Here is an 18,910-nt window from a genome sequence, read left to right on the forward strand (position 1 = left end):
CCTGAACCCAACCGACGCGAGCCTCCACCGCAATCACCGATCACAAATCAACGGTGGTGGATCCGGGGTCAGATGTCCTGTCGTCCGATCCGGGCATAGATGTCAGGGCGCGTGCGCTTGAGCATCAGCGCATAGCCTGCGCCCAACACGACCATCGCAAAGAAGAACGCGATCAGGATGTTCGCGGCTGATTGCGAACCCCCGACGAGGAACGACGCGTTCTGAGTGGCGAGCACCAGTGCCACGGTGAAGCCGGCGCCGGCGATGAGGGGTGAGTACAGGGTCTTCCACTTGCCGAACTCGTGGTCCGGCTCCTTCCAGAAGTACGCCGCGATCGCGGCGCTGGTGAGGATCAGCAACATGATCAGCGCGTAGAGCGCAATCCCGGCAAGCCGCGCGTAGACGGTGAGGTTGTCGGCCTTCGAGATGAGCAGCCCCACGAGGAAGACGACAGCGACACCCGTTGTCGCCATCGACGCGAGGTAGGGCGACTGGTGCTTGCCGTGCACCTTGCCCAGGCTGCGCGGGAACACACCGTCACGGCCCATCGAGAAGAGGTAGCGCGCGCTGATGTTGTGCATCGCAAGGATCGCCGCGAAAATGCTGGAGCACAGCAGCACGACCACCACGTCCTGGGCGACCGAGCCCAGGTAGGCGTCCACCGATCCCAGAGCCGTGCCCACGGGGTCAGCGGCCGCAGAGTCCACCACCGTGCTGGGTCCGACGCCGATGATGAGGGCGTACGACGTCACGGCGTAGAGCACAGCGATGACGCCGATCATGATGTAGGTCGCCCGCGGAATCGTCTTCTCCGGGTCTCGCGCCTCTTCCCTGAAGATCGCGGTCGCCTCAAAGCCCGAGAACATACCGATGCCGAAGAGCGCGGCGAGACCGAGCGAGCCCGAGAGCACGTAGTCGGGGTTGAAGGAGGCCGAGGTGAACCCCTCGCTCCCACCCTGAGCGAACACCACCGTGTTGTAGATGACGATCAAGATGACTTCGAGGACCATGGCCACCATGAGGATCCGCGCAGACAACGTGATCCGGAAGTAGCCGAGCACGGCCACCACGCCGATCAGCAGGATGTTGAACACCCACCAGTCGATCTGTGGGCCGTTGAACACGTCGCTCACCAAGGCGGAGAGGGAGGTCCCGCCATAGATGAAGCTGGACACGTAGAGGAACACGTAGGAAGTGATCGCCAGGAACGCCGCCCCGAGCCCCAGCGGCCGACCGAGCCCCGCCGTCACGTAGGCGTAGAAGGCGCCTGGATTTGGAAGGTGCTTGCTCATCGTCGTGAAGCCGGCGGCGAAGATGAAGACCAGTAGACCGGCCGCGAAGAAGATCGACGGGGCGCCGAGCCCGTTCGCGTAGCCAATGATGACGGTCAGGTAGCCCACGAAGACAGCGAGCGGCGCGTTGAACGCGAGGACCGTGAAGACGATGTCGAACGTGGTCATCGACCCGGTGAGTTGCGGTTCGGCCGGTTCCGGCGGCGATCCAGCCACCTTCACTTGGTCAACCTTAGGCGTCGAGGTCATGCGGGGTCCTCCAGGTCACGTCGGGGTCGGTTCCTTGATGTCGCCCTGCCCCATGGCAACCATGTCACGTGGCGAACGAATGTTCGTAAAGGTAGGCTAAGTCACTACGACCGTCAATAGTTCTGCCGTTTCACCCGCGTGAAGATGTGTTAAGGATGATTTACGAATATGCGTTAAGGTCTCGCCACCAGGCCGAGACCCTCGAACAGGCGCAGCTGGACGGCCCGCGGAGACATACTGGAGGAAGCCACGATGTCCATCGTCAGCTCGAGCACCGATTCTCGCTCGGGAGAGATCTTCGACTCGAGCACGATGCGCGAGCGGATCCTGGCCGCAGCCATCGACATCGCTGCAGATCGCGGCTTCGAGGCTTGCACGGTGCGGGAGGTCGCTGCCGCCGTCGGGATCAAGGCGCCGGGGCTGTACAGCCACTTCGCGTCCAAGGAAGCCATCATGAGCGAGGCGATCTCGCGGGTCCTCACGGACTTCGCCACGCGTGTGGGCGGGCCGATCGATCCTTCGGAGCCCGAGGCGGCTCTGCGCGAGACAGTGCACCGCCACGTGATCTACCAGATCGAGAACCTGGGGATAGCGAGGGTGACCGACCTGCTCCTCAATCGCGAGTACACGCACCACTTCCTCCCGCAGGAGGACCTCGACTCCCTGCTCGACGTCCAGCGCTCCTACTTCAGCCTGGTGCGTGACCGCGTGTCAGCCTTTGCACCTGCCCCACCGGGGACGACCACCACGGTCGCCACGATGGCGATCATCGCGATGTGTGACCGCGTGGCGAGCTGGTACAAGCCTGGTGGCTCCTTCTCCGCCGACGAGGTGGCCGAGCAGCACTGGCAGATGACGCGAAACCTCCTCGGGGTCTAGCGCATCGCAGGCTCGGCCAGACCCACCATGGGTCAGTTTCTGGCGCGCCGGACGGCCGCGACCAGTGCCGCGACGCGCGGATCTCCACCGGCGACGTCTCGAAGCCGGTTGGGCACGAACCCGAAGCCGAATCCTGCCTCCACGTCCGCGAAACCCTGGGCTCCGCCAACCCCTTCGTGACCGAAGGATGCTTCGGAGTACATCGGGTTCCCGGCGGTCGGCAACATGAAGCCCGCTCCGAACCGTGAGGGGAACCCCGTGACGCGGTCTGTCCCTTCGCTCTGCGGAACCGTGAAGTCCTCGAGCGTCGCCCGCGAGACGAGCGGTGGACTGGCGCGGTCAGTCGTGACCGCCGCGTAGATCCTGGCCACGGCCCGAGCATTGGTAATCGCGTTGGCTCCCGGGATGCTCGCCCGCCGGACGTCGTCACTGTTCCACGTCACCGGGTCCATCAGCGGCAGCAGACCTCCCGCCGTGATGGTCTGGGCGAAGAGGTCGGCTCGCTGGTGGACGCTGGCCAGCTCACGCTGGAGAGCCGTCCGCAGTGCGGAGTCTTCTATCTGCTCAGCGAGCGACTCCCGGGCAACAGGCGTCGCGCCGACCACCGGGTCCAAGGTGCTCAGGTCTGCCACCCGCGAGGCTGCTGCACCCGCCAGCCCCACGTGCACCTCGACCCCCAGAGGCTCGGCCACCTTGCGACGGATCAGCACATCCACGCGTTCACCCGTCACCCGGAAGAGCAGTTCGTCTACCAGCCAGCCCCACGTCAGCGCGTGATAGCCGAAATCCTGCCCCGGCTCCCACATTGGTGCCTGCGCGGCCAGGCGCGCAGCAGGAACTCCGGCCTGGAGCAGCTGACGTCTGTTCAGGCCAGGTTCGATCGTGGGCAGACCGGCTCGGTGCGCAAGCAGCATCCGGACGGTCGTCCCTCCCTTTCCCCGCACACCGAACTCCGGCCAGTAGGTCTGCACGAGCTCGTCCAGCTCCAGCAGGCCTTCCTCGACCAGCCGTGCGACCAGCACGGTGACCAAGCCCTTGGTGACCGAGTAGGCAAGGCACAGTGTGTCGGAGAGCCACGGCGTGCCTGCTTCGTCGGAGTCACCACCCCAGAGGTGGACGAGGAAGCGCTCACCGTCGTGCACGGCACAGGAGGCGCCCAGGTCGTCGTGCTCGACAAAGTTGGACGCGAAGACGTCGCGGACCTCCTCGAAGCCCTCGGCGACGAAGCCGTGGACCTGGTCCGGCGCCGGCACCTGCGTCACCGCGCTTCGCGCGGCATGCCTGGCGTGGAGATGCCGGCCGCCGCGACCGCGCGACGGTCGACCTTGCCCGAGGCCGTGAGTGGCAGTTCGTCGTAGAGGACCCAGCGGTCAGGAATGGCGTAGTCCGGCATCGACTGCGCCAGGTGGAGCCTGAGGGCGTCCTCGTCGAAGCTCCACCCGGCACGGAGCTCGACCGCGGCGGCGACCCGCTGCTGCAGCACCTCGTCGGGGTAGGCGAAGACCGAGGCCGTTGCGATGGAGGCGTGACGCGCGATCTGCGACTCGACGAACGTGGGCAGGATCTTCTCGCCCCCTCGGTTGATGACGTCGTCCTGCCGACCGGCCAGCCACAGGTAGCCGTCATCGTCGAGGTAACCGAGGTCGCCCGTTCGGAGCCACCGGTCCACGAACTTCTCCGACGTCAGGTCGGGGCGTCGCCAGTATCCGATCATCCGGGTGGCGCCCGAGATCCACACCTCTCCGGTCTCACGAACCTCGGCCTTGCGTCCGTCCGCCATGACCTTCACGTCTACACCGGGCAGCGGCAGACCGACAGACTCTCCCTTCGTCGAGACCATGTCGGGAGGCAGGAACGTGCACACCGAGGTGAACTCGCTGAGACCATAGGCGTGCACCAGCCGCAGGTGCGGCCACCGGCTGCCGACCTCTTCGGTCCAGGCGCCTGGCATCGGACTTCCTCCGAACATGATGCTGCCGATGCCGTCGAACACCTGGTCGGCACCCTCGTGCATCATGAGCATCCGGAGCATGCTCGGCACGGCGGCGAGGTAGGTCACGGGGTGCTCAACGAGCTCCTCGACGGCCAGCGAGGTGCGATAGCGGCTAAGGAGCGACGTCGCGCCGCCCGACAGGATCATGTGTGCGAGCTGGTCGACGAATCCGGTGTTGTGGAAGATCGGGACCATGACCAGCGTGGTGTCGTCGGGCCCGGTCTGGAAGTACGTCGAGAACGAACGCGCCATCTCGTACAAGGCGCCGTGGCTGATGGTCGCCCCCTTCGGGACGCCGGTCGTGCCCGAGGTGAAGCTGACCAACGCAGGCTCCTCGGCGGCTGCGAACGGCAGCCCTTCAGGTCCTTCAGGGTCCTCAAGGAGCTCGGCGGCCGCCGCGGCGAGCACGGAGACCTCCACGCATGCGAACCCGGCGTCCCTCGCTTCGGCCACCAGGTCGACCAGCTCGGCACCGAAGATCACGGCCTGCGCGTCGAGCACGCGTGCCTGCTCGGCGACCTGGGCAGGGCTGAGCCTGGTGTTGGTCGGCGCCACGATGATCCGAGCCCGCTGAGCGCCCAGGAACGTGACGACCCACTCAACGGAGTTCTCCCCCAGGAGCATGACGCGGTCGCCAGCGACAAGGCCTCGGGCCAGCAGTGCTCGCGCGCTCGCCTGGACGGCCTTGTCAAGCTGCCGCCAGGTCAGGGACCTCTCCCCCTGCCGGAGTGCCAGCCCCTGCGGACGACGCGACGCCCACTTGTGCACCACAGCGGGGAGGGTGTGCTCGGGTGTCCCCATGGCGGCAACCTCCGGTGAGCTCGTGGACGACATTATCTGACGCTGGGGGCGCCGAGCGACTGGATGCCAGGACCGAACCCGCCCAGCTGCCTTCCGATGCGCTCGTACTCCGGCAGCGCCACCTGCCAGGGCAGGATCTCCGGCCCCCACGCACCCGCCGCCACGGGCTCGCGCAGAGCCACGAGGGCGGCGACTGCCGCGCCGAGCCCGGTGCCTCTCGACATGACCGCGTCGTCGGTCATCGCGAGGGTCCCGAGGACCTCCTTGCCCTCGAGCGCCTGGACCAGTAGCGCCGTCGTCGCGACAGGCATCTTGGACGGCCGCTGCGTATAGCGCGCCCACATCATCTTCCAGAGGAACTCGGCAGGCTGGATCATGACGCCGTCCATCTCGACCTCGACGTCGGTGTAGCCGAAGCCGATCTTCCCCAGCGTCGAGAAGGCGGCGTTGGCCCAGGCGGGCTGCAGCGCCCCTTTGCAGCTCGCGTAACGCAGCTGGGGGAAGTGGCGTGACAGGGTCATGGGCTCCGGGTGCGCGGTGTCGTAGGCCTCCGTGAGACCGAGGGGTTCGGGGAACTCGTACGTCGCCGCAGTCTCCGGCACGAAGCCGGGCGACTGTGTCCACGCGTGGTCGACCCAGACCGGGCAGGGGGTCACCGCCATGTGCAGCATGTGCCGGAGCGGAGCGAGGCCACCGGGGTCGCTCTCATGGGTCACCCAGACGACCTGGATGCCATCGGTGCTGGGGTTCTCGTCGATAAGCCGCGCCCCGAGCCAGTTGGACACTCCCGGCGACCAGCCGGCGCCGGTGATGAGCGGCACGCCGGCCGCCTGAGCCTCCGCATCGAGCTTGAGGATCGTCTCGGTGGCCTCAAGATCGTCGCCGATGTCGATGTAGGCGGCACCCGTGGCCAGGGCGGCCCGGGCGACGGTGTCGGCGCCGGCGAAGAAGGGCCCCGAGAGGTTGATCACCAAATCGACGTCGTCGAGGTCGACCTCGCCCGCGGTGACGTCGGCGAGCCTGCCGCGAACTCGCTGCGGGTCGAGCGCCTCGGCGGCCCTGAGCGCCTCAGGGGCGCGGTCGAGCGCCACGAACGTCGCGTCCGGAAGCTGCTCCAGGAGGATCGCGAGGGCAGCGGATCCCATCTGACCAAGCCCGACGATTGCGATGCGCGACATCTCGATCTCCTTTGTTGCGAACGAACTTTCGTTCGTTTATATCATGCCTACTGCGGCTCCAGGCCGGCTAGCGGCGCAGCACGGTCAGGCGAGGGTTTCCTGGATGTAGAGGTTGGCGAGCGTGCCGCCGTCGACAATGAGGTCGGTCCCGGTGATCCCCGAGGCCAGCGGCCCGGCCAGGAACACCACGGCATGGGCCACTTCTTCGACCGTGACCATGCGCTTCATGGGGACGCGCTCGAAGTTCTGCGACATCTTCGCCACCATCTCCGGCCCGAGCTCCTCGGCCACCATGTCGGTCAAGGCATAGCCCGGACTGACGGAGTTCACCCGTAGGCCGAGCGGCGCCAGCTCGACGGCCGCGGACTTCGTGAAGCTGAGGAGTCCGGCCTTGGCGGCGTTGTAGCTGGCAAAGGTCCCGTCCGCGGCGCGCGCGTCGATCGACGAGATGTTGACGACCGCGCCCCCGCGCTCCATCCGCCGGGCCGCCTGCTGGGTCACCAGGAACGGCGCCGTCAGCATGACGCGGAGATCGTGGTCCCAGTCCTCGACCCGCTCGTCGGCGATCGGCGCCTCGTGCCCGATCCCTGCGTTGTTGACGGCAACATCGATGCGACCCGCCCACTCGATGACCGCGTCGAACATGCCCACGATCGCGGCGGGGTCGGCGACGTCCGTCGGCACCGCGAGCACGTCGATCCCCTCGGCAGAGAGCTCGGCGACCGCAGCGTCGAGCGTGGCCCTCGATCGGCCGGCGATGGCCACCCGGGCACCCACCATCCCGAGACCGCGTGCCATGGCCAGGCCCAGCCCGCGACCCCCGCCCGTCACGAGCGCGACCTTGTCCTCCAGTGACGTCACGATGCGGCCTTCCCCTCGACAGCGAACAAATATTCGTTAACAATAGGATCCGACGCCACACGGGTCAAGGTGAACAGCGACGGCGAGGGAGCGGCATGACACTGTCAGCGAAGGGGTCGATCCTCATCACGGGGGCGGCGTCAGGAATCGGGCGTGCCGTCGCGGAGGAAGCGGCATCCCGGGGCTACGACCTCGTGCTCGTAGACCGGGCGGAGCAAGCGCTCGAAGAGGTCGTCCGTGCGCTGTCGGTGAGCGAGACGACGTGCCTGGGTCACGTCGCCGACGTCACGCAGCTCGACTCGCTGACCTCAGCAGTCGTCGACAGCCGACCCCTGCGCGCTCCCCTGGTCGGCGTCGCCGCCTGTGCTGGCATCGCGGTCGGGGGATCCGTCCTGGACTCGTCGGTGGCGGACTGGCGACGCGCGATCGACGTCAACCTGACCGGGTCGTTCCTCACCCTGAAGGCCACCATGGACGAGCTCCTCTCCACCGGCGGCAACGCGGTGCTCATCTCCTCGGACGGCGGAGTGGCAGGCGCCCAGGACTTCAGCGCCTACTGCGCCTCCAAGCACGGGGTCATCGGCCTGATGCGCTGCGCAGCACTCGACTACGGACCACGAGGCGTCCGCGTCAATGCCGTCGCCCCTGCGTTCGTCGACACCCCCATGGCCGACCAGATCTTCGACGGCGACGAATCCGAACGCGACTACTGGCGATCCGCCGTCCCCCTGGGTCGATTTGCGCGACCCACGGAGGTGGCGACGGCCGTGCTCCACCTGCTCGGTGAGGAGTCGAGCTACACCAATGGACACGTCTACCGACTCGACGGCGGCTCCACCGCCGGCTACTACCGACCTGCCTGAGACTGCCCCATCCACACACCCACCACAGGAGCCCACATGACCGACACGACTGCACCGCAGCTGGACACGCTCGTCCGACTGCCCGCTGACGCGACCCCCTCCGACATCAAGGCCGTCGTCGACCGCGACGGAGGAGTCGTTCTGGAGGGGTTCTTCTCCGCTGAGCTCATCCGGGACTTCAACACGGAGATCGACCCCCACCTCGCCGCCCTGAAGGCCGGGCCCGAGGACAAGGAAGATCTGTACGAGGGCTTCCACGGCGTCAACACCAAGCGGCTCACCAACGTCGTCACGCACTCGACGACGTTCCGGGAGCTCATGCTCCAGGACCCACGGATCCTGGCTATCTCCGACGAGTTCCTGCTCCCGGTCGCGGACAGCTACCAGATGTCGGCTGCCCAGGTCATCGAGATCGGCCCCGGAAACCCCGCGCAACCGCACCACCGTGACATGGAGAACTGGCCGCTGTTTCGCGATCTCGGCCCCTCGGCCGACAACGTGACCATCAACTTCCTGACGGCACTTTGCGACTTCACCGAGGAGAACGGCGCCACCCGTGTCATCCCCGGCAGCAACCACTGGCCCGACTTCAACGAGGTCGGCGTCCCTGAGGACACCATCCCGGCCCTGCTCCAGACCGGCGACGTCCTGCTGATCGACGGCAAGGTTGCCCACGGCGGCGGTGCGAACCGGACGACGGACTTCTACCGTCGCGCCATGGCCTGGTCCTTCACCATCGGCTGGCTGCAGAGCGAGGAGGCACATGCCTTCCTGGTCCCCCTCGACCTTGTCAGGACCCTGCCGCCCAAGATCCAGAACCTGCTGGGATTCCGCTCCTTCCACAACGCCTCCAAGAACGGCGGGACCCTGTGGCAGGCCAACTACGAGGACATCGCCAAGTACCTGGACCTGTGATGAGAGCGGTCCGCGGCCTCGACCACCACGGTCCCGAGGGCGTGACGGTGGAGGACGTCCCAGTCCCCCGGGCGCGGGACGCCGAGGTCGTGGTGGAGGTGCACGCCGTGGCGGCGAGCTTCCCCGACCTGCTGATGTCGCAGGGTCGCTACCACCTGCAACCACCTGCACCCTTCACCCTGGGCTCCGACTTCGCCGGAATCGTCACCCGGTCCCCCGACGGATGCCACGTCAGCGTCGGGGACCGCGTCGCCGGGTTCCTCGACTTCGGGGCGGCCTGCGAGGTCGTGACCGCCCCGGTGGGTCAGGTGTACCCCCTGCCCGACTGCATGTCGATGAGCGAGGGCGCCGCACTGCCGATGAACTACCTGACCGCCCACTTCACCCTGACCACGCGAGGTGGGCTGCAGGCCGGGGACACCGTCCTCGTCCACGGCGCAGCCGGTGGCGTCGGCATCGCCTGCCTCCAGGTGGCCCGCGGCCTCGGCGCGGAGACCATCGCCGTGGTGTCGTCGGACGAGAAGGAAGCGGTCGCGCTCCGCGCTGGAGCCACCCACGCCATCCGGCGCGAGGACGTCCCTCGACTGCCGAAGGAGCTCACCGGAGGGCGGGGGGTCGACATCGTGGTCGACGTCGTCGGCGGGGAGGTCATGACCGACTCGTTGCGCTCCTTGGCGCCGCTCGGCCGCGTCATGGTGGTCGGCTTCGCCTCGGGAGACATCCCTACCGTGAAGGTCAACCGGCTGTTGATGAACAACGTGGACGTCCGGGGAGTCGAGCAGTCCTACATGGTCGACCAGGGTCGCTCGCTGGAGCAGTGGGAGCAGCTGGTCCCGCTGATGGAGTCGGGGACGATCGCTCCTGTCCTCCACACAGTCCGGCCGTTCGAGGAGTTCCGTGACGGCCTCGTCGACATGGCCCAGCGACGCCTCCTCGGGCGGGCCGTCTTCACGACCGGGATCGGGCAGGAGCCCGTCAGGTCATGAGGTAGACGACGTCGGCCACGCAGGCCGGCTTGGGGTCACCCGACCGCTCCACCACCACCCGCGTCACGAGCTGCGTGCCCGACTCGAGCTCGTTGGCCTGCACCAACGTGATGACGCCGCGCAGCCGCGAGTCGACCGGCACCGGGCTCGGGAAGCGAACGCGGTCGGAGCCGTAGTTGAGCGAGGACTCCAGCCCCTCCACCGTGTAGACCGCGTCCGAGAAGTAGGCAATCAGGGACATGACCAGGTAGCCGTGGACGATCGTCGACCCGAAGGGACCGGCCGCAGCTCTCGCCCTGTCCACGTGGATCCACTGCTCGTCCTTGGTCAGGCGAGCGAAGTCGTCGATGTCCGCCTGAGTGACGGTGACCCAGGGTGACGACCCCAGCTCCTGTCCCACGACTGCCTTCAACGCCTCGAGGTTCTCGAAGATGCGCACCACGGAGACGACCGCCTTTCCAGGGGTATGACGATTCAGGCCACGACGCCGGACGTGCCGGCGCGGCCCATGACGATCCGAGAGATCATGATGCGAGGTGACAGGCCGATGAGTGTCTCGACGATGTCCAGGACGTCGGAGACCGGGATCATGTCCTCCGGTGGCACGCGCGCGTGAGCCCACGCCGCCATGTCCGTGTCGACGAAGGCCGGAGCCAGGCTGGTGGCGACCACGCCGTTGCCTGACTCCTCGAGGTTGAACGTGTCGACCAGCGACAGCAGCGCAGCCTTCGAGGCGCCGTAGACGCCGAGCCCGGGTTCGGCGAAGACCCCGGTGATCGACGACATGGCGATCACGTTGGCGCCCGTCCCTGGTCGCATCGTCGCTGCCTGGCGCAGCAGCGGCAGCGATTTCTGCATGAGCGTGAGCGGAGTCCTCAGGTTGACGTCGAAGGTCTTGTCGTAGCGGTTCAGCGGGAAGTCACCCACCGTGCCCGCAGTGCCGACCCCGGCATTGATCACCAGGGCGTCCATGGAGTCGAACGTGGCTCGATGAGCCGCCACGACGAGGTCTGCCGCGTCGGGGTCGCCGGCGTCAGCAGCGACGACGGTCACCTCCGCGGCCCCGGCCTTCCGCAACCCATCGGCGACGGACGTGAGCACGTCGGCGCTGCGCGCCGTGATCGTCAGCCCGAACCCCTGGCGAGCCAGACGAGTTGCGATCCCGAGCCCGATCCCGCGCGAGGCCCCCGTGACCAGCGCCGAACGACCGCTCATCTGGCCAACACCTCCAGCCCCGCGGCGAGGAACCTGGGAACGGCGTCACCAGCACGCTCTGACCCCTCGCTCGCTGCCGCACCGGCGCGAAGCCGGAAGTCGATGCCCTGGGCGATGACCGCGAGCTTGTAGTAGGCCAACCCCAGGTAGAAATCCCAGTGGGTCAGCGTCGCACCCGAGACCTTCTCGTACAGCGCCGCCAGGTCCTCGGGGCTCGGGAGCCGATCGCTCGTCCAGGCCGCGTCGAGGCCGAGCACGTCGTCGAGCGCCTGGTGCCGGTAGGCGCACATCATCGCCACGTCAGCGACAGGCTCCCCGATGGTCGAGAGCTCCCAGTCGACCAATGCCCTGACGACAGTCGGATCGGTGGCGTCCACGATCGCGTTGTCGATCCGGAAGTCGCCATGGACGATCGCTGCGCGACCCGAGGCGGGGGCGCGTTCCACGAGCCGCCCCAGGAGCACGGCGGCGTCCGGCACATCGCTGCTGACAACGTGCTGCCACTGGCCCGACCATCGATGTAGCTGGCGCTGGGCATAGCCATCGGGGCGGCCGAACCGCTCCAACCCCACAGCGACGTGGTCCACCGAGTGCAGAGCCGCCAGGACCTCAACGAGTGACTCGACGCAGGCAGCGACCTGCTGGTCATCGAGCCGCTCGAGGTCGTCGGCGCTCCGGATGGTCGTGCCCGGGACGAACGCCACCACCGCGAACTGGGCACCGAGCAACGTCGCGTCCTCGTGGAAGCCGACGGTCCGAGCAACCGGAACCTGCGTCGGCTGCAGGGCGTCGGTCACGCGGTACTCACGGCCCATGTCGTGGGCGCTCGGAGTCAGACCGCCCAGCGGCGGGCGGCGCAGCACCCACCGACGCGGCCCGTCCGCAAGGAGGTACGTGAGGTTGGAACGACCGCCGGCGATCAGGTCCGAGCGAAGACCGCCCTCGACATTCTCGCCGGCGTCCACGAGGTAGTCCCGCAGCCGCGACAGCTGGTCAGGGCGGAGCGTGTGCTGGCTCAAGGGTCCCGTCACTTCTGCGCCGCTCGCACCGCGCGCCGTGCGATCGACCAGCGATGCACCTCGGAGGCACCGTCGTAGATGCGGAAGGGGCGTACCTCACGCAACAGCCGAGCCAGCGGCAGGTCGTCCGACACACCTAGCCCACCGCACATCTGCATCGAACGGTCGACGACCCGGTGGATCGCCTCGGCGGCGAACGTCTTGGCGATCGAGGTCGCCCTCGACGCAGGTTCGCCGCGGTCGAGCTCCCAGCAGGCCTGGAGCAGGAGCGCCCGCGACGCCGCGAGATCGATCTCGTTGTCCGCGACCTGCTGCTGGATCATCCCGAGCTCACTGAGCCGGCTCCCGAACGCCTCCCGCTCCCCCACGTGCTTCAGCGCGACGTCCTGGGCTCGCTGGGCAGAACCGAGCCAGCGCATGACATGGGTCATCCGCGCCGGGCCCAGCCGCACCTGGGCGTAGCGGAAACCTTCGTCGACACCACCCAGCACCGAGCCGTCGGGGACGAAGACACCGTCGAGCGTGACCTCGCAGTGCCCGCCCACCATCGAGCGATCGAGGGTGCTGATGTGACGGCCGACCTCGAGTCCCGGAGTCGTCGCGTCGACGAGGAACATGGTCGCGCCGCCGAGCTGACCAGGAACACCACTGGTGCGTGCCATTACGATGAAGAAGCCCGCGCCGTCCGCGCCCGTGATGAACCACTTGCGACCGTCGATCTGCCAACCGCCGTCGACCCGGGTCGCGCGCGTGGACAGTGCCGACGGATCGGACCCTGCCCCCGGGGCCGGTTCGGTCATCGCGAAGGCGGATCGACACTCACCTCGAGCCAGGGGCCCGAGGAAGCGGTCACGCTGCTCGGGCGAGGCCACTTCGGCGAGCAGGTGCACGTTGCCTTCGTCGGGCGCTGCGATGTTCAGTGCGAGGGGCCCGAAGAGGGAGTAGCCCGCGGCTTCGAACACAGGCGATCGCTCGACCATGCCCAGACCGTGACCTCCCAGCTCGACGGGGGCATGCGGGGCGAACACCCCGGCGGCCCGTGCCTGTTCCTGGAGGTCTCGCCGTAGGAGGTCGCCGCCAGCGGCCTCGATGTCGCCGAGGTAGGTGTCCTCGATCGGCAGCACGACGTCATTGATGAAGCGCTGGGTGCGATCGACCAGATCGACGACGTGGGCAGGGTAGGACAGGTCAACAGTCATGGCGTCCTCGAACGGTGAGGTGAGGTGAGGTGGAGGATGAACGACACGCGGGCGGGCAGACCGCTCGCGCAGCGGATGGGTCCTTCAGATGGCCATCCACGTCGTCTTGAGAGCGGTGAACTTGTCGAGCCCGTGGGTGCTCTTGTCGCCACCGTGACCAGACAGCTTCCGCCCGCCGAAGGGCACCGAGTAGTCGCCCTCCTCGAAGCAGTTGACCCAGACCAGGCCCGCGTCGATCTCGCGGGCGACGCGCGCGGCCCTCGACAGGTCGCTCGTCCAGACCGCGGAGCCCAGCCCGAAGTCTGAGTTGTTGGCGATCGCCACCGCCTCCTCGTCACTGGAGAACGTCAGCACCGACAGCACCGGTCCGAAGATCTCGTGCTGGGCAAGTCGGTCGTCCGGCTGGACGCCGTCGAAGACGGTGGGCGCGACGAAGAAGCCGGGACGGTCCAGGGGCTGGTCGCCCCCAAGGACCAACCGGGCGTCCGTGCCGAGGCCCTTGCTGATCTCGGCCAGCACGTCGTCACGGTGGCGACGGCTCGCGAGGGGACCGAACTGGGTCTGGGGGTCGAGGGGGTCTCCGATGCGCAAAGCCTCCAGGTAGGCGACCACGTCTCCGATCACCTTGTCCTTGACGTCCTCGTGCACCACGAGGCGTGAGCCGGCCGTGCACATCTGGCCCGAGTTGAACGCGATCGCCCATCCGGCCGTCTCGGCAGCCGTCTCAAGGTCCGCGTCGGGAAAGACGATGTTCGGCGACTTGCCGCCGAGCTCGAGCCAGACAGGCTTGGCGTTCGACTGCGACGAGTAGCCGAGCAGCTGCTTGCCGACGTCCGTCGAACCGGTGAAGGTGATCGTCGCGATGTCCTGGTGCAGGCTGAGGGCGGCACCCGTGACCGGTCCGCTGCCCGTGACGACCTGCAGGACACCCGGCGGCAGACCCGCCTCGCTGGCCAGCTCCGCGGCACGTAGCGCGGACAGCGGGGACTGACTCGCCGGCTTGAGGACGACGGTGTTTCCGGCGACGAGGGCGGCCGGCATCTTGAACGCCGACAGGGTCATCGGGAAGTTCCAGGGTGTGATGGCGGCGACGACACCCAGCGGTTCCCTCGAGACGACCGCGATCGCATCGGTGCGACCTCGGGGTGACTCGTCCATGAGCTTGTCGGCAAGCTCGCCGTACCACCTGATGAGCCCGATCGTGGTCTTCAGCTCGACGTCGTAGGCCGTGGAGACGGGCTTGCCCATCTCCAGGGCGATGAGGACCGCCATCTCGCTGCGGTGCTCCTCCAGCAGGTCGGCCCAACGAATGAGGACCTCGCCGCGCTCACGTGGTTGCAGTCGCGACCAGGATCCGCTGACGAAGGCTCTCCGGGCACCGCCAACGGCGTCGTCGACGTCGGCTTCCTCAGCCATCGGGAGGTGGGCGATCTCCGTGCCGTCCCTCGGGGACACGAGGGGCGCGGTCCTGCCACTGCGGGCCGGCCGGGGACCACCGTCGACCCACATGGCGCTGGGAATCGTCACGGAGGCGGCCAGTGCCTCCCAGGCGGCGAGGGTCGCGGGTACTGGTGCGGTCATGACAGCTCCTGCAGGTTGGCGTTCGGAAGGGGGTGGTGCTGATGCGCCTGCGCGGCCTCGATGAGCCACGCGAAGACCGGGTCGGGGGTGAGTTGCCACTCCGGGTGCCACTGGACTCCCAGGACGGGTCGCCCGGCGACCTCGATCGACTCGACGATGCCGTCGTCGGCCCACCCGGTGACCTCCAGGCCCGTCCCGCACCTGGCGACGGACTGGTGGTGCCAGGAGTTGAGGCGTGCCTCGCGTCCGTAGATCGACTCGACCAGCGAGCCCGGGGCGAACCGGACGACGTGGTCGGCACGTCCGTCCGTTAGCGGCGCATCCTTGAGGTAGTGCTCCACCTCGCTCGGGGGCAGGTCTGCGACGAGGGTCCCCCCCAGCGCCACGTTGAGCATCTGGTGGCCCCGGCAGACACCGAGCAGCGGGACACCGGTGCGCATTGCGGCGGCGATGATGGACGACTCGTACCCGTCTCGCTGGGCGTCGTGTGCCGAGCTATCCATGCGTGGGTCGGCGTCCGGTGGCACGACCGAGGTGTCTCCACCCCAGCGGGCGGGGTGGATGTCTTGTCCACCGGTGATGATGACCCCGTCCAGCCGGGGGACGACTTCGTCACCGTCCGCCTCGTAGGGCAGGTGGACCGGGATGCCACCCGCCTCTGCGACGCAGCGCGCGTAGTCGCTGAAGAAGAAGTCGAACTCGCGCCGGGCGAAGCGCGGATCCATCCGGCCGATGATCGAGGCGCTGAGACGACGCCCCGAGATGCCGATCAGTGGCGCCATGTCAGCGGTCCTCCATGTCGACCACGACCCTGGTCGCACTCCCGGCAGCGAGCAGTGCGAAGCCCTCGTTGATCTGAGCGAACGGAAGGCGGTCGGAGACCATCTCGTCCAGCATCAGCCGGCCCTGCAGGTAGAGGTCGACGTATCGGGGAATGTCCACCTTGAACTGGTTGGAGCCCATGAAGGAGCCCTGGAGCCTCTTCTCCTGCAGGAAGAGGTCCGGTCCGCTGATGGCGATCGGGGTCGATGCCGGCACCATCCCGACGACGGTGGCGGTCCCACCCGGGCAGAGCATCGCGAAAGCCTGCTCGACGGTGCGGGCGTTGCCGACCGCCTCGAAGGAGTAGTCGACACCGCCGCCGGTGATCTCACGGACGGCACGGACTGCGTCGATCGACCGCCCGTTGACGGTGTGGGTGGCGCCGAACGCGCGGGCCTTCTCGAGCTTCTCGTCGACGACGTCGACGGCGATGATGGTCGAGGCGCCGGCCAGCCGGGCGCCCTGGATCGCAGCCATCCCGACGCCGCCGGTGCCGATCACGGCGACGGTCGAGCCGGGTTCGATCCGTGCGGTGCGGAACACGGCCCCGAGCCCGGTCGTGATGGCGCATCCCAGGATGCTGGCCTGGGCCAGCGGCATGTCCTTGGAGATGCTGACGAGGGCGTTCTGGTGGACCACCATGTGCTCCGCGAAGGCGCCTATGCCGGCCGTGGGCCGCACAGGCTCCTTCGCAGCATTGACCAGCCGCGGACGCGGCCGGTCGTGGGAGAGTGCACCGCGGTTCTCGCACAGCGTCTGCTGTCCGTTGGTGCAGTAGCGACAGTGCCCGCAGAACGCCGACAGGCAGCTGACGACGTGGTCGCCGACCGAGATGCCGCGGACGTTGCCTCCCACCGCCTCGACCACTCCGGCGGCTTCGTGGCCGAGCACGATCGGGGGCGTCGACTCGAACGTCCCGTCGATCTCGTGCAGGTCGGAGTGGCACAGGCCCGCGTGCAGCACGCGGACCACCACCTCGTCGGGAGTCGGAGCGTCGATGGTCAGGTCCTCGAGGTTGAGGGTGCCGGGTGCCGCGTTCAGGACGGCGGCGCGCGTCGTGGCCGTCACGGGAGCTCGAAGTAGCGGTGGGACTCCCAGGACGAGAGTGCGGGGCCGGCGACGCCGCCTGCGGTGTGGAACTGCAACCACTCCCAGCGTCGGGTCCCCAGCCAGTAGTCGACGAGCTCCTGGCCCAGGACCGGCCCCAGCAGGTCGTCCGCCTCGAGCGCGTCGGCAGCCAGGCTGATGGAGTCAGGGATGCGCTCCACCCCCGGAGGGAGGCACCACGCCATGTCGTCGAAGGGGGCGGGCGGTTCGATCTTGCCCTCGAGGCCGGCGATGCCTCCGGCAAGGATCGCCGCGAGGACGAGGTAGACGTTGGCGTCCGCACCCGGGGTGCGGTACTCCAGGCGCGAGTAGCTGGGGTGCCCGACCACGGCGCGGATCGCGGCGGACTTGTTGGCGACGCCCCAGGTGAGCGTGGTGGGGGGTCCGTCCAGGTCGACCAGCCTGCGGTAGGACGTGATCATCGGAAGCGCGAACGACGTGGTCGCAGCGAGGGTGGCCATGAGCCCACCGAGGAAGTAGCTCATCTCCTCGGACGGGCCGAGCTCGTCGTAGAAGACGTTGTGGCCGTCACGCAGCAGCGACACGTTGAGGTGCGACGCCTGACCGTAACCGTCGGTCGGCTTGGCCATGAAGGTCACGACCCGGCCCTGATCGAAGGCGACCTCACGCATGATCTGACGGGTGCGGGCCCAGTGGTCCGAGGTGGTCACCGGGTCGGCCGGGGTGATGTTGAACTCGACCTGCCCGGGTGCCGCCTCGTCGTTGTATGCCTCCCACGGGATGCCGACGTCGGCCATCCTCAGGACGACGGCACGCATGTAGTCCTCCCAGTCCTGCGACTTGGCGAGGTGATAGGCCGAGCCGGCCGAGCCGCCCAGGGGCGTGAGGTCCTGGTAGCCCTGGGCACGTGCCTGCTGGACCGACTCCTCGAAGACGGTTGCCTCGATCTCCACGGCGACCTTGCCCACGAGTCCCATGTCGGCGAGGTGGTCGGTGAGGCGACGAAGCGCCCCACGAGGACAGGCCGAGATCGAGACTCCGGCGGCGTCCCTGAAGTCGCCGATCACCGATGCCCGTCCCGGCGCCCACTCGACCAGGGTGTCCAGGTCCGCGTGCCAGAAGATGTCCTTCAGGTCGCCGCGCCACGTGGGCATCGCGAAACCGAACTGAGGAACGTTCGACATGTCCAGACCGAAGGCGACGTCCGCGAAGGCGAACCCGCCGGACAGACCGGAGAGGAACTTCTGGGGTGACACGAACTTGCCGATGAACGAACCCTCGAGGTTGGTGCCCTCGATGCGGATGACCTGGATCTGCCGGGCCTCGAGCCACGCGGCTGCCTGCTCAGACATGGAACCTCACCTTGAACGATGCGCCCGCCATCACGGAGAGCTGCGGGAGCGTGCCCTGGACCAGCAGGTTGCCGGCGAACACCGCGTCGAGGAACGAGTCCGCTCCCGTGAAGAGACCGGCCAGCGCGTCCGAGGTTCCGTGCACGACGTAGCGCGGCAGCCCCGCGCCCAGCGCGAGCACGTCATCGTCGAGGTCGGCGTTCTGGACGACGAGCGTGCGTGGCATGCCGACGTCCTGGCCGGTCACGCGCCAGAAGTCGTGCGCCGCCTCGCTCCACGACGGAAGCGTCGGCCTGATCAGTACCTCGGCCAGATCGACGACATCTCGAGGCCCCTCGGCGGCGAAGATCTCGAGGCGGCGCGCGAGGTCGACGGTCAGGGTCGCGTCCGCGGCCTCCCGCGCGCCATTCACGACCCGGATCTCGTCGTCGAGCAGCTCGACCGAGGCCGCCTGGGCGTCGGTTGCCGACTGCACCACCAGGAGACTCGGACGGGAGGCCGCGAGCAGGACGTCCGGCTGCTGCGCGAGCGAGGTCCGGATCGTCCGCGTGAGCAGGCGGACCAGCGGTGTGGCGTCGGCCTCAGGGACGACGCGGGTGGTGGGTTCCGTCATGCGTGCTCCGATGTCAGATGCCTG

18 protein-coding genes are annotated in these 18,910 nt (G+C 68.0%); 4 read left to right on the forward strand and 14 right to left on the reverse strand.

Translation table 11 applies throughout. The annotated features are described in order from the left end of the window. Window positions 1-68 precede the first annotated feature (68 nt). On the reverse strand, window positions 69-1,541 hold the full coding sequence (locus tag ACYVKX_RS07430) for an APC family permease (RefSeq protein ID WP_460830144.1): 1,473 nt from the start codon (window positions 1,539-1,541) through the stop codon (window positions 69-71). Window positions 1,542-1,793: 252 nt separating this feature from the next. Here ACYVKX_RS07430 and ACYVKX_RS07435 point away from each other — a divergent pair, with 252 nt between their 5' ends. Beyond that, window positions 1,794-2,420, forward strand: a complete 627-nt coding sequence (locus ACYVKX_RS07435; protein ID WP_460830146.1) for a TetR/AcrR family transcriptional regulator — start codon at window positions 1,794-1,796, stop codon at window positions 2,418-2,420. Window positions 2,421-2,452: 32 nt separating this feature from the next. Here ACYVKX_RS07435 and ACYVKX_RS07440 read toward each other — a convergent pair whose 3' ends face one another. From ACYVKX_RS07440 to ACYVKX_RS07455, 4 genes are all read right to left on the reverse strand, one after another. Further along, complete coding sequence (locus tag ACYVKX_RS07440) at window positions 2,453-3,682, reverse strand: serine hydrolase domain-containing protein (protein ID WP_460830149.1); 1,230 nt, start codon at window positions 3,680-3,682, stop codon at window positions 2,453-2,455. Next, window positions 3,679-5,214 carry a class I adenylate-forming enzyme family protein gene (locus ACYVKX_RS07445; RefSeq protein WP_460830151.1) on the reverse strand — a complete coding sequence of 512 codons (1,536 nt, stop codon included), beginning with the start codon at window positions 5,212-5,214 and terminating at the stop codon, window positions 3,679-3,681. The genes ACYVKX_RS07440 and ACYVKX_RS07445 overlap by 4 nt, the downstream gene beginning before the upstream one ends. Window positions 5,215-5,246: 32 nt before the next feature. Further along, a complete protein-coding gene (locus ACYVKX_RS07450) occupies window positions 5,247-6,392 on the reverse strand; it encodes a saccharopine dehydrogenase family protein (protein WP_460830154.1) in 1,146 nt (381 codons plus the stop codon). 84 nt (window positions 6,393-6,476) lie between these two features. Continuing rightward, window positions 6,477-7,253, reverse strand: a complete 777-nt coding sequence (locus ACYVKX_RS07455) for an SDR family NAD(P)-dependent oxidoreductase (protein WP_460830157.1) — start codon at window positions 7,251-7,253, stop codon at window positions 6,477-6,479. A 95-nt stretch (window positions 7,254-7,348) separates the two neighbouring features. On the opposite strand from ACYVKX_RS07455, the gene ACYVKX_RS07460 reads away from it, so the two are divergent. From ACYVKX_RS07460 to ACYVKX_RS07470, 3 genes are read left to right on the forward strand one after another with little or no spacing between them, the layout of a single operon-like run. Then, complete coding sequence (locus ACYVKX_RS07460; RefSeq protein WP_460830160.1) at window positions 7,349-8,116, forward strand: SDR family NAD(P)-dependent oxidoreductase; 768 nt, start codon at window positions 7,349-7,351, stop codon at window positions 8,114-8,116. Window positions 8,117-8,152: 36 nt separating this feature from the next. Continuing rightward, entirely contained in the window at window positions 8,153-9,031 is an 879-nt protein-coding gene (locus ACYVKX_RS07465) for a phytanoyl-CoA dioxygenase family protein (protein ID WP_460830162.1), read from the forward strand. After that, window positions 9,031-10,017 carry an NADPH:quinone oxidoreductase family protein gene (locus ACYVKX_RS07470; protein WP_460830164.1) on the forward strand — a complete coding sequence of 329 codons (987 nt, stop codon included), beginning with the start codon at window positions 9,031-9,033 and terminating at the stop codon, window positions 10,015-10,017. The genes ACYVKX_RS07465 and ACYVKX_RS07470 overlap by 1 nt, the downstream gene beginning before the upstream one ends. Here the strand turns inward: ACYVKX_RS07470 and ACYVKX_RS07475 are convergent. The 9 genes from ACYVKX_RS07475 to ACYVKX_RS07515 form a co-directional block, all read right to left on the reverse strand. Next, the gene (locus ACYVKX_RS07475; RefSeq protein ID WP_460830166.1) at window positions 10,007-10,459 is read right to left on the reverse strand and encodes a MaoC family dehydratase; all 453 of its coding nucleotides are present in this window, start codon (window positions 10,457-10,459) and stop codon (window positions 10,007-10,009) included. The genes ACYVKX_RS07470 and ACYVKX_RS07475 overlap by 11 nt on opposite strands. Before the next feature lie 32 nt (window positions 10,460-10,491). Next, window positions 10,492-11,232 carry an SDR family NAD(P)-dependent oxidoreductase gene (locus tag ACYVKX_RS07480; RefSeq protein ID WP_460830168.1) on the reverse strand — a complete coding sequence of 247 codons (741 nt, stop codon included), beginning with the start codon at window positions 11,230-11,232 and terminating at the stop codon, window positions 10,492-10,494. Next, window positions 11,229-12,197, reverse strand: a complete 969-nt coding sequence (locus ACYVKX_RS07485; RefSeq protein WP_460830172.1) for a phosphotransferase family protein — start codon at window positions 12,195-12,197, stop codon at window positions 11,229-11,231. The genes ACYVKX_RS07480 and ACYVKX_RS07485 overlap by 4 nt, the downstream gene beginning before the upstream one ends. Window positions 12,198-12,259: 62 nt before the next feature. Further along, window positions 12,260-13,450, reverse strand: coding sequence for an acyl-CoA dehydrogenase family protein (locus ACYVKX_RS07490; protein WP_460830176.1), 1,191 nt, complete (start codon window positions 13,448-13,450; stop codon window positions 12,260-12,262). Between the two features lie 84 nt (window positions 13,451-13,534). Further along, window positions 13,535-15,031: an aldehyde dehydrogenase family protein gene (locus ACYVKX_RS07495; RefSeq protein WP_460830179.1), complete on the reverse strand. Its 1,497-nt coding sequence runs from the start codon at window positions 15,029-15,031 to the stop codon at window positions 13,535-13,537. Next, complete coding sequence (locus tag ACYVKX_RS07500; RefSeq protein ID WP_460830182.1) at window positions 15,028-15,813, reverse strand: gamma-glutamyl-gamma-aminobutyrate hydrolase family protein; 786 nt, start codon at window positions 15,811-15,813, stop codon at window positions 15,028-15,030. The genes ACYVKX_RS07495 and ACYVKX_RS07500 overlap by 4 nt, the downstream gene beginning before the upstream one ends. Before the next feature lies 1 nt (window position 15,814). Next, window positions 15,815-16,921 carry a Zn-dependent alcohol dehydrogenase gene (locus tag ACYVKX_RS07505; protein WP_460830185.1) on the reverse strand — a complete coding sequence of 369 codons (1,107 nt, stop codon included), beginning with the start codon at window positions 16,919-16,921 and terminating at the stop codon, window positions 15,815-15,817. After that, window positions 16,918-18,273, reverse strand: a complete 1,356-nt coding sequence (locus tag ACYVKX_RS07510) for a glutamine synthetase family protein (RefSeq protein ID WP_460830188.1) — start codon at window positions 18,271-18,273, stop codon at window positions 16,918-16,920. The genes ACYVKX_RS07505 and ACYVKX_RS07510 overlap by 4 nt, the downstream gene beginning before the upstream one ends. After that, the gene (locus tag ACYVKX_RS07515) at window positions 18,266-18,886 is read right to left on the reverse strand and encodes a hypothetical protein (protein ID WP_460830190.1); all 621 of its coding nucleotides are present in this window, start codon (window positions 18,884-18,886) and stop codon (window positions 18,266-18,268) included. Before ACYVKX_RS07515 ends, ACYVKX_RS07510 begins: the two co-directional genes overlap by 8 nt. Between the last annotated feature and the right edge of the window lie 24 nt (window positions 18,887-18,910).

This window comes from Nocardioides hungaricus (assembly GCF_054782915.1).